We start from the raw sequence: 7,844 nt of genomic DNA, 5'->3' as shown, positions 1-7,844 counted from the left end.
AACAGCGTGCGCCTGCACTCCAAACTGGGCAACTTGCCGCCCAATGCCTTCGAGCAGCAATTGGCAATCAAACAACCTATCGCAGTGTCTGAAAAAACTTGACCAGCACAGCCGTCGCGCGCCTGCCGGTCGCTGCGATCGACGCGGCCCGATCACGCCACCCACCTTGCGCGGCCACCTCGTGTTTGCCCGCGTGTCGGGCTGCCATACTCCGCGGGGGATTTTCCGCACCGGAAAGAGAGAGTATTCCTGTCAGGTCACGGTTTTCACGTGCACGGTCCGCACGATCACGAGCTGGAGCACGCTGCGTCGGGTGCACATCACGGTCCTGCATCAGAGGGCAAGTCAGGCCATTCCGGAATGACGAGCCAGATCGCGGTTTGCACTGCGATCATCGCCACCGTTGGGGCGATCTTTTCTTACATGGGTGGCGCTACCCAGGCCAACGCCGGCTTGTACAAGAACAACGCCGCTATCAAGAAGACCGAAGCCTCCAACCAGTGGAACTACTACCAGTCCAAGAGCACGAAGCAATCGCTCGCCGAGTTCGCTCGCGATACCTCGAGCGACGATCGCAAGCAGGCTTGGCAGGACAAGGCCGCGCGCTACGAGCGGGAGAAGGCAGAAATCCAGAGCGCCGCCCAGAAGCTGGAAGGAGAGGCCGAAGACTGGGACCGCAAGTCTGAAGCGCAGATGCACGAACACCATCGCTGGGCCCAGGCCACCACAATACTGCAGGTGTCGATTTCGCTGGCGGCGATCGCCTTGCTGACGCGCAGGAAGTGGCTCGAGCGCGGAATGTTCGGTGTTGCCGCCGCCGGGCTGGTGGTTGGCCTGCTGGCGGCGCTGCACATCTAATGGGTTCTTCCGCACCTATGGACTGGAGTCCATAGGTGCGGAAGAACCAGTTTTGAGGGACACCTGCCCAGGGACGACCTCCAGTGAGGCATCGCGCTGGACGTCTATGGTGCCTCGCATCGCGATATCACGGGGTGCCGCAGCACAGTCCTTGCAGGAAGGACACGTGGTTGCGATATCGAAGTATTTGCGGAACAATGCCGGCCCACTCGCACACTCTTCGCGAGTGAAAGTGGGGTTAGCCTTGACGGTTTGGGTTGGCGCATTGCAACGCGACGCGGGCAGCCGTGCCTAAAAGGGGGTTGTGATGAAGTCAATTTGGGCACTGGGCGCCCTCGCGCTTGTCCTCAGTGCTTGTCTCGCCAGCGCCGGCATTCTTGCGCCCAACACTGCGCTTTCACCTGGTCAATCCATCAGTTCGGACAGCGGTCGGTATGTCTTGGTAATGCAAAGTGACGGAAATCTCGTCTATTACCGAACATCCGATTGGACTCCGCGCTGGAACAGCCAGACGCAGAATCCCGGCGCGTTCGCACCGATGCAGGGTGATGGCAACCTCGTGGTGTACAGCAACAGTGGAGTCCCTATTTGGAACGCGCAAACGAGCGGCAACCCGGGCGCATACCTTGCGGCACAGGATGACGGCAACTTGGTCATCTATGGCAGCGGCCGGGCGCTCTGGAATATTGGCGCCGATCTTGTCCACGGCGACCCTCACTGGGCCGGCGACGTGGTCGGCCGCGAATTGGCGATCTCTGGGCTGGGTTCTTTGGGACACACCGGCATGTTTGACGGCAGTTCGATCGTCCAGGTGTTGGATGAGGGCAGCAATGCCATCCAGTATGAATCCTTGGCGAGTTTCAAGTCGCGTTCGGCGTACTGGGGAACGGCCTCTCCCAACAACCCCGACCATCTGGTGAACAAATGCTTCAAGACGGCGTGCCTTCAGGCTGCGGACTTTGAGGATGTGCGCGCCAGGATGGCCTTGATCAAGCGCGCCTTTCAGGCTTATCTCATCGGCGCCGACTACACCTACGGCCAGCACTACACGAGCGCCAAACCTCTGATCTGGGGCCGACCGCCCGAACGAGGCCTTTACCGCTGCGACACCTTCATCGTGAATATGTATGAAAAGACCGCCGACGACGAAGGCATGCCGCCGGTCTATCCTTTGCCGCAGATCTGGCTGGACCGCAATCGCGCCCTCAAAGGCGGCGTCATGGTGCCGTCGAGACTCTTCAACACAATGAAGAGTTGGAATTGAGGGGCGGTCGGCATGAAAAAGGCAGGCCTCCTTGCCGTCGTGGCTGTCGCCGTTGCTGGTATTTTCTATTGGTCCCAGACGCAACCCTTGCCGGGGACGGCGCCGCAGCAAAGCTCACCCGCGCCCGTATTCCATCGTGATGACCGAGGTCCGTCAGCGGCCGCCGCAAGGTACGCGACCGAGATCGGGGCCGCCAGGGACAAACAAGATTCGCAGAACCCCTTGGCCTCGTATGTTCCCAGGCCCGGGATCGAGGGGCGCAATGAGCTCGATCGAATCTTCGCGCAAAGTGTGCTGCTCACCACCCGATCGGCATTGGCAGCGCACGCCTTGCTAAAGGCGGGAATCAGCAACGACGAGAAGATTGCGCTGGCCCGCATCTTGGGCCGCCTGTACTCGCCGGACAACCTGACCGGTTACAACAGTGACCTCCTTCTCGATCTTCGCACCTTGATCGGCGACGACAACAAGGACGTCGCGCGATCGGCAGCACTGAGCTTCTCGCGCCTCGGCTATTTGCCGGGATCGGATGCTCTGCTGAAAACGGCTTTCGACTCGCGCGTCCTGAGCGCAGACGACTACTACGGCGAGTTGGCCCATATGGCGCCGCTGGCGCCTGCGGGCGTGCAGGATGAACTTGTGTCGATGATCCGTAGTTCTGCGAATCCTTACGCCGCCGACATTCTGGCCGGCTCGATCAATAACGATCCCAGCATTCTCAGAAGCTACTCTGAGCGCTCGATAGCTAACATTGGGGAATTTCTACGCAACAGCGAACCCCGGTTCGCAAGCGCCACCGGCGATTTCGGCCTCACGGACGCCGTGCGGTACGCCAACTGGCTGCGCGCATCCGCCAAAGTCGACAGCCTCAGCCACGGGACCGATTTGGATACGGCGATCGTTGCGCAACTGACCCTGCCGGGAACCGATCCCCGCAAGATCACGGCCTACTTGTTGATGCCCGAGGCGTCCTCAATTTTGTCGTCCGCATTGCTCGGCTCGCCGGCAGGGGGATTGGTTTCGGCGTCCAACCAGTACGCAGCCCAGTATCCGGGCAACATGATCCTCCAATCAGCGGCCCAAGAAATTGGCCAGAGAATCGGAAGGTCGAGAGGAAAACCTTGACGCAAGGCAGAGGGATGACCGGTTGGGATACCCCAAGTTCTATGAATGCGCTGCGGCGGCCTTGAGCGAGAAGTTGGTGGTGGTGCAAGCACGGATGGCGGTGTTGGTCTTTATTCGAGAGTTCCCGGTTGCGGCGCGCCCCGCGAGGAGATCCTCTGTGCCGCATGGACGAGGTCAGGCAACGGGCGTGATCGGGAGCGTTGCATTTGGGACGGCAGGCACACAGAAAGAAGCTTACGAGGCGGGAGGCTGATTTTACTGGGCGGCCTCAAAAGTGAAGTGCAACACCTCATCGCATAAGGTGTGCACATGAATGAACGAACCACGTACCAGCAGCTTCAACCCGAAGACCGGATCACGATAGCGAGCATGCGTCAGTAGTCTTTGAGCATGCGGGCCATGGCCCGCATGCTCGGGCGCTCTGCGTGGTTTTGTCGCAATAGCGGCGTCGGCTTGAGTCAAGGTCGAGGTCTGGAGAGCGATCAAATGGCCAGCGAGTAGAACTGATCAGCGGCGGACGCAGCTCGGTCTGCGGGGCAGCTGAGCTGCCCCTTCTTGATCATGTGCATGATCTCGATGCCCGCAATGAGGATGCTCGCGCAGCGGAAGGACTTGAATCCCAGCATGGGGCGCACGATGCGCTTGATCGCCCGGTGATCTTGCTCAACGATGTTGTTGAGATACTTCGATTGGCGCAGCTCGATGTCGGCGCCCGAGTCGGCACGCATGCTTTCGATAGCCGCGGTGTTGGCGCCGCTCCTGTCGATCGTGATCTTCTCGGGGACACCGTGCAGTTCGATGGCGCGTTCAAAGAATCGTCGCGCTGCAGCATGGTCCCGATGAGTACGAAGCAGGAAGTCGATGGTGTCGCCGTCTCTGTCGACCGCGCGGTACAGGTACTTCCACTGGCCAGCGACCTTGATGTAGGTCTCATCCATTCGCCAACTTGAGCCCACTGCGCGCTTGCGCCGGCGAAATACTGCGGCCAGGATCGGCAGGATCTTGATTGACCACCGGTGCACAGTGGCGTGATCGACGAAGACGCCGCGCTCGGCCATCATCTCTTCGATGTGCCGCAGGCTCAGCGGGTAGGCCGCGTACCAGCGCACGCAGATCAGCATCACCTCCAATGGGTAGTGCATCCGCTTGAGGGCTCTGGTGCAAATCTCGCCTCCGGTGGGCTACGATTTTTGACTTGAAGGCGGATCGATGGCGAAGATGCTGCAGGGCATGGACGAATTGTTCAAGGGTCGGCACTTCGAGCGCGAGATCATCGTTCTATGCGTCCGCTGGTATCTGCGCTTCAAGTTGAGCTTGCGCGACCTGGTGGAAATGATGGCCGAGCGTGGCCTAGCCTTGGCCCATACGACGATCATGCGCTGGGTTGCGGTACGCGGGGGCATACGCCTATGGGCGTCGACACTATCAACGCACCGCCCAAGGCATGAAGGTGCAGCGAGCCCGCGACTGCCGCGACTGGCTCGCATGCATCCCGAATGCTCATCCCGGCTACATCACCTGGGATCAATTCGAGGAGAACCGCAAACTCCTTGAGGCCAATGGTCGATCCTACGAACTGGCGCGTGTGTCGCCGCCGCGAGAGGGTGCCGCGCTGTTGCAGGGCCGGGCGGTGTGCGGCCGGTGCGGACGACATATGCGCGTGCGATATTCCGCTCGACGTGGTGGCTTGGATGTCTGGTATGTCTGTGATCGTGCCCAGGGCCGCAACGCCGAGCCCAACTGCCAGTCGATTGGAGGCAGGCCCATCGATGAAGCGATCGCAGCGCTTGTCATCGACCAGATGACTCCCGCTGCGGTCGATCTCTCGATGCATATCCGCGCCGAGATCGAGACTCGCCAGGAGGAGGTAGATCAGCTTCGGCGGCGCGCGATCGAAAGGGCTCAGATCGAAGCCGATCTCGCCCAGCGTCGCTTCATGCTGGTGGACCCCGGCAACCGCCTGGTCGCCAACACGCTGGAGGCCGACTGGAACGACAAGCTCAGGGCGCTCGCCAAAGCGCGCGAGGACTACGAGCACGCGCGAAAGGACGACACGCGGCTGCTTGGCGAGGCGGTACGCGACCGACTCGTGGCAATGACAGCGGACTTCAAGCGGCGAGGGCCGACCCCCACACGCCGAACCGCGAGCGCAAGAGAATGATGGACCTCATCATCGAAGATGCCACCTTGATCAGGCTGCCTGCAGAGGGAACCACCACGGTGCACGTGCGCTTCAAGGGCGGCAAACTGCAGACGATCACGACGGTCAATCGCAGGTCGTCTGCCCAGCAAGTGAAGACGCAGCGCAGAGTCGTCGACTCGAGCAGCACACCTACGTCGAGATTGCCGAACTGTTGAACGAGCGAGGAATACATCCCGGCGGCGCCGTTCGAGCGGGACGTGCGGACGAACGGTTCACTGCCAGGCGTGTGGCCTATCTCGTCCACAGCTATGGACTGCGTTCGCTCTATGATCGCCTTCGCGACCGGGGCATGCTCACCAAGGAAGAAGCTGCTGCACGCCTGAACATCCACGAGCAGACACTCATTCGCTGGGCGGAACACGGGCTCATCGCGAGGCACGCCTATAACGACCATCGCGCTCACCTGTACGAGGCGCCTGCGCCCGGTATGCCCGCCAAACACTGCAGTCGCTGGGATCGCCTCGTCGATCGCAAACCTGCCGCCAATGAGAAGACGGCGCCAAAGTCCTCTCGTCCGTCAGGAAAGGATGCAGTATGAATTCAGTTGGTTGCGATTTGGATCCCGGACCCTGGCCGGGTCGGCGACCACGCCGTAGTGGGCGAGCGCGGCGGCATAGACCGGGTTGAGCAGCGGCTCGTACAGATCAGGCTTGAGCACGCCTTCCTTCAGGTTGTCGAGGACCACGTAGCGACACGACCCTCCGAAATATCTCCATGCCTGCTCATGCAGTCGGGCCCAGACCACTTGGCTGGACTTCCACACGACACGCCGGAAGCTGCGCCGGGAATAGCGCAACGTGGCCACGAACAGGCGCGGCTTGCGGAAGCGTTCGGTGCCCTTCACGCGCGTGGGCGCGCCCTCGCCGTAGTCGACCTGCATCTCCTCGCCGGGCTGGAATGACAGACGATCGAACTGCTGCGGTTCGCGCTTGCGCAGCCGGGCGGCGAAACGCTTGACCGAGTTGTAGGCCCCGGTGAAAGCGAACTGGTCGACCAGGTCCTGGTACACGGCCATCGCGTTGCGGTTGAGCTTCAACTGCGACTCGATGAAGGTGCGGTGCGGCTCGCATGCCGACGTAATGCTGCTCGGTGCTGAACCGGGCGGCCGGGTCGGTGGCCAGGGTGGAGCAGTTTGCTCCGGCGCGCCGGCAGTTGCACCCGGTGGCTCGGCGTCGCCTTGGCTGGCGAACTGCTTCTGATAGCCGCGAATGGTGTGGCGCGAGATGCCCGTGACGCGCGCGATCTCTCGCTGCGTCGCGCCGTTGCGCAACAAGGTCCAGATGGTGGTTTGTAGATGTGGCTTCAAGACGTTCAACCTGTGGGCTCCCTCGGGAATCGAGGGAGCAAGTAAACGTCCTGCCGGCCAGCCTCCGACCTACGACGACGCCGGAATTAGCGCCTCAAACACCGGTGGCCAGGTGGAGCAGTTTGACCTGGCCACAAGTGGAGCAGTTTGGGTAGCCATCAGGGCCCGGCCAAATGGACCTGTCTGATGCCTTGTGGACGTCCACCATGGCCGTCGTTGACGCATGCGCCACGATCGGGAACGCCTACGTCAATGATGCAGGCGGCAATGCAGGTGCGCACATCAGGGCTCAATTCTTCGACTACTGAGCCCACAACGACAAACGCCCCCGAGGGGGCGTTGCGGCCGATCGCAATGACCGACTGACCCCCGTCTGGTATGTCTGGTACAGGGGCGACGGAATCAGTATTCCGCGCCATACGGATCTGTGGACCCCGCTCCGTGCGGGTGAAAGGTTCCCGGTCATTTGGCCCTGACCAGACCCGTCCAGGTCGGGCTATCGCGGGCATCGCGCGCCGGGCAGTGTTGCAGGGGGCGTGAGGCTGCGCAAGGGGGGTCGCTGGACACCAACGGAGGCCCGATTGGCGGCGCTTCAGGCGTCGGACCGTTCGCAGCCCTTCCGGTGTCAAAGAGAAACGCGAGCGGGAGGCTGGGACACTCGGCCAAAAGTTCGCACCGGATCAGGTATGTGGCAGGAGATCAAAGCGGATGCCGCATAACCTCGCAATTGATCAATGAGGAGCGGCTCATCGATCGTCGCAGGAAGCTTTGCGTTTGCCAGACGCATCAGGAGTTCGTAGGGCGCCGTGATTGACATGCCTGAATTGTTCCGGCTTCCGGTCGCTCCTTCTGTGCGCCTACGGATGCAATCGTGGTAAGCCACGGTGCAAGCTTCCGTTGCACCCCGCGCGCCGACTTCTCTCTAGAGCTATTTTTTGGCTAGGTACTCCCGGACCTTATCAACTGAGTACCCCACCTGTGCTGGTCTAATTTCCCCGGACACCTCGATAGGTGGCAACCACCTGGAAGAGGAAGATGACCAAGAAGCTACGACGAACATTCAACGCGGAGTTCAAGCTGCAAGTAGT

8 protein-coding genes and 2 pseudogenes are annotated in these 7,844 nt (G+C 61.2%); 8 read left to right on the top strand and 2 right to left on the bottom strand.

The genetic code is table 11. The annotated features are described in order from the left end of the window. Positions 1-249: 249 nt before the first annotated feature. The 3 genes from WKW82_RS39885 (at position 250) to WKW82_RS39875 (ending at position 3,247) form a co-directional block, all read left to right on the top strand. Positions 250-858, top strand: a complete 609-nt coding sequence (locus WKW82_RS39885; protein WP_340348743.1) for a DUF4337 domain-containing protein — start codon at positions 250-252, stop codon at positions 856-858. Positions 859-1,165: 307 nt separating this feature from the next. Beyond that, positions 1,166-2,122: a hypothetical protein gene (locus WKW82_RS39880; RefSeq protein WP_340348742.1), complete on the top strand. Its 957-nt coding sequence runs from the start codon at positions 1,166-1,168 to the stop codon at positions 2,120-2,122. 12 nt (positions 2,123-2,134) lie between these two features. Further along, positions 2,135-3,247: a hypothetical protein gene (locus WKW82_RS39875; protein ID WP_340348741.1), complete on the top strand. Its 1,113-nt coding sequence runs from the start codon at positions 2,135-2,137 to the stop codon at positions 3,245-3,247. Between the two features lie 482 nt (positions 3,248-3,729). On the opposite strand, the gene WKW82_RS39870 is transcribed toward WKW82_RS39875, so the two are convergent. Beyond that, positions 3,730-4,389, bottom strand: a complete 660-nt coding sequence (locus tag WKW82_RS39870) for an IS6 family transposase (protein WP_340348740.1) — start codon at positions 4,387-4,389, stop codon at positions 3,730-3,732. 76 nt (positions 4,390-4,465) lie between these two features. On the opposite strand from WKW82_RS39870, the pseudogene WKW82_RS39865 reads away from it, so the two are divergent. From WKW82_RS39865 to WKW82_RS39850, 4 genes and pseudogenes are all read left to right on the top strand, one after another. Further along, positions 4,466-4,633 (top strand): annotated as a pseudogene (locus WKW82_RS39865) (IS6 family transposase); the annotation flags it as partial. 58 nt (positions 4,634-4,691) lie between these two features. Then, complete coding sequence (locus tag WKW82_RS39860; RefSeq protein ID WP_340348739.1) at positions 4,692-5,408, top strand: recombinase zinc ribbon domain-containing protein; 717 nt, start codon at positions 4,692-4,694, stop codon at positions 5,406-5,408. Further along, positions 5,408-5,605: a hypothetical protein gene (locus WKW82_RS39855; protein WP_340348738.1), complete on the top strand. Its 198-nt coding sequence runs from the start codon at positions 5,408-5,410 to the stop codon at positions 5,603-5,605. Before WKW82_RS39860 ends, WKW82_RS39855 begins: the two co-directional genes overlap by 1 nt. Positions 5,606-5,739: 134 nt before the next feature. Further along, a complete protein-coding gene (locus WKW82_RS39850; RefSeq protein WP_340348737.1) occupies positions 5,740-5,988 on the top strand; it encodes a hypothetical protein in 249 nt (82 codons plus the stop codon). 12 nt (positions 5,989-6,000) lie between these two features. Here WKW82_RS39850 and istA read toward each other — a convergent pair. Further along, a pseudogene (istA, locus tag WKW82_RS39845) lies at positions 6,001-6,765 on the bottom strand (IS21 family transposase); the annotation flags it as partial. A 164-nt stretch (positions 6,766-6,929) separates the two neighbouring features. On the opposite strand from istA, the gene WKW82_RS39840 reads away from it, so the two are divergent. After that, complete coding sequence (locus WKW82_RS39840) at positions 6,930-7,064, top strand: hypothetical protein (RefSeq protein ID WP_340348736.1); 135 nt, start codon at positions 6,930-6,932, stop codon at positions 7,062-7,064. Positions 7,065-7,844: the final 780 nt, after the last annotated feature.

The sequence above is a fragment of the Variovorax rhizosphaerae genome, assembly GCF_037889975.1.
GTDB lineage: Bacteria > Pseudomonadota > Gammaproteobacteria > Burkholderiales > Burkholderiaceae_C > Variovorax > Variovorax rhizosphaerae.
Note: the sequence above shows the minus strand (reverse complement) of the source record. Positions and strands in the feature narration are given on the sequence as shown.